This is a genomic window from Caldicoprobacter sp., assembly GCF_047459465.1.
GTDB lineage: Bacteria > Bacillota > Clostridia > Caldicoprobacterales > Caldicoprobacteraceae > Caldicoprobacter.
On record NZ_VSCO01000220.1, the window covers coordinates 1 to 1,800 of the forward strand.

A 1,800-nucleotide genomic window follows, 5' to 3' on the forward strand; every position below is an offset into this window, starting at 1 on the left:
GCCATGTTAGCCTGAGCCCCTGAATGGGGCTGAACGTTGGCGTGCTCAGCTCCAAAAAGCCTTTTTGCCCTTTCGATGGCGATGCTCTCCACCACGTCAACAAACTCACAACCGCCATAATAGCGGCGACCGGGATACCCTTCGGCATACTTATTAGTAAGATGGCTACCCATGGCTGCCATAACAGCCAAGCTGACAAAATTTTCTGACGCGATGAGCTCTATGTGGTCCTGTTGCCTCTTGAGCTCATTTTCCATGGCCTGCGCTACTTCAGGATCAACGTTGTATATCTCCTTCAAATCAACCATGCTACAAGACACCTTCCTTAATTAAAATGGATTTATTGAATATTTATACAAATAAAAGGCCGTCCAAATTTTATATCCATTATAATGATAACTTGGAAAATTGGCAAGTTTTTTGCAAAAAAAAAGATCGGAAAATCCGATCTTTTTATAAAACGGTTTGTATTATTTTTTCAAGCTCGGCTTTAGGCCTTACGCCTACCAACTGGTTTACAGCCTCGCCGTTTTTGAAGAAGTACAGGGTAGGTATGCTCATAATCCCATATTTTTGAGCCAATTGCCCCTCATCATCCACATTTACCTTACCAACCTTTATCTTTCCCGCGTATTCATCCGCCAACTGATCGATGATGGGTGCAATCATCCTGCACGGTCCACACCAAGGTGCCCAGAAATCCACCAGCACCGGTATGTTGGACTTCAATACTTCGCTCTCAAAGTTCTCAGCAGTTAACGTAATGACATTTTCACTGGCCATATTCAACTCCCCTTTCTCATTTATTATCTTTATTATTATTCACATTTAATACAGCTACCATAGTAGGTGTAAAATTGTTGCTCCTTTTAAAGACAGGGTCGAGAGTGCGTATGAGCATAAATGCCAATCCGGTAAAGGCAAGTCCCAGTACCGCTCCTGCCAGCTGCCGGTCCACTGCCAGGTATCCACCCAATACATACCCCACAATCACCCCCAGAATCAATGCAGCCAGGGGTATCAAGTAGGTTATGGCGGAGGCCTTGAGCAAATGCACCGATTCTATGGACAGCTCCACCATATCACCGGGCTTGGCATTCAGGCTATTGGGTAGGGTGAGCAGCATCTCATCAGAGCTGGCTCCCAATCCGCAGGCCCCGCAATGCCGGCATGCCGAGCTCCTCTGGATGCGCACTATTGCTCTATCGCCTTCTACTCGAATTACTTCTCCCACTTCCCTCATCCTGCATCATCCTCATCTGCACAAAGTTGTATAGATACACCCCCATCGACTAGACACAAATGTTAAACAAGCCATCTATATCCCTTTGTGTTGCGTCATACTGCGACGTAAAGCGAGGTCCAGCTGCGCACTTCAGGAATACCGTTGGGCTCTAACCGGCTTTCCTATACGAAACGGCCTTCTAATTAAACCAGTCAAGCTTTAATCTGCCACTCGTCTCCTTACACCAAAAGATTTAGACGCATCGGGGCCAATCGATGAGGTCCTTTACCACTTCGCTGGCTATGATAAACCCCACCACCGGTGGGACGAAGGAAATGCTGCCCGGCGGATGCTTGCGCTCCTTCACTTGAGCGGTAGAATCCCCTGCCTTTCCCATCACCTCAGGATGGCCAGCAACGGCAGAATCGGTAGAAGTATACCGCGGCTTTATGGGTGGCTCGGTGGAATACACCACCTTCAAGCTATCTATGCCCCGCCTTTTTAGCTCACGCCTCATGACTTTAGCGATAGGGTCCACAGAGGTCTGGTATATATCCGCCACTCTGAAAGCGGTT

General features: G+C 47.6%; 2 protein-coding genes and 2 pseudogenes. All 4 read right to left on the reverse strand.

The genetic code is table 11. The features are described from left to right. Positions 1 to 308, reverse strand: a pseudogene (locus FWJ59_RS09520) (serine hydroxymethyltransferase); the annotation flags it as partial. Positions 309 to 453: 145 nt separating this feature from the next. Then, positions 454 to 783 (reverse strand): thioredoxin, encoded by a 330-nt coding sequence (gene trxA / locus FWJ59_RS09525; RefSeq protein WP_414481690.1) that lies wholly within the window; start codon positions 781 to 783, stop codon positions 454 to 456. Between the two features lie 16 nt (positions 784 to 799). Then, on the reverse strand, positions 800 to 1,243 hold the full coding sequence (locus FWJ59_RS09530; RefSeq protein WP_414481691.1) for a SoxR reducing system RseC family protein: 444 nt from the start codon (positions 1,241 to 1,243) through the stop codon (positions 800 to 802). A gap of 235 nt (positions 1,244 to 1,478) precedes the next feature. After that, positions 1,479 to 1,800: pseudogene (locus FWJ59_RS09535) on the reverse strand (tRNA threonylcarbamoyladenosine dehydratase); the annotation flags it as partial.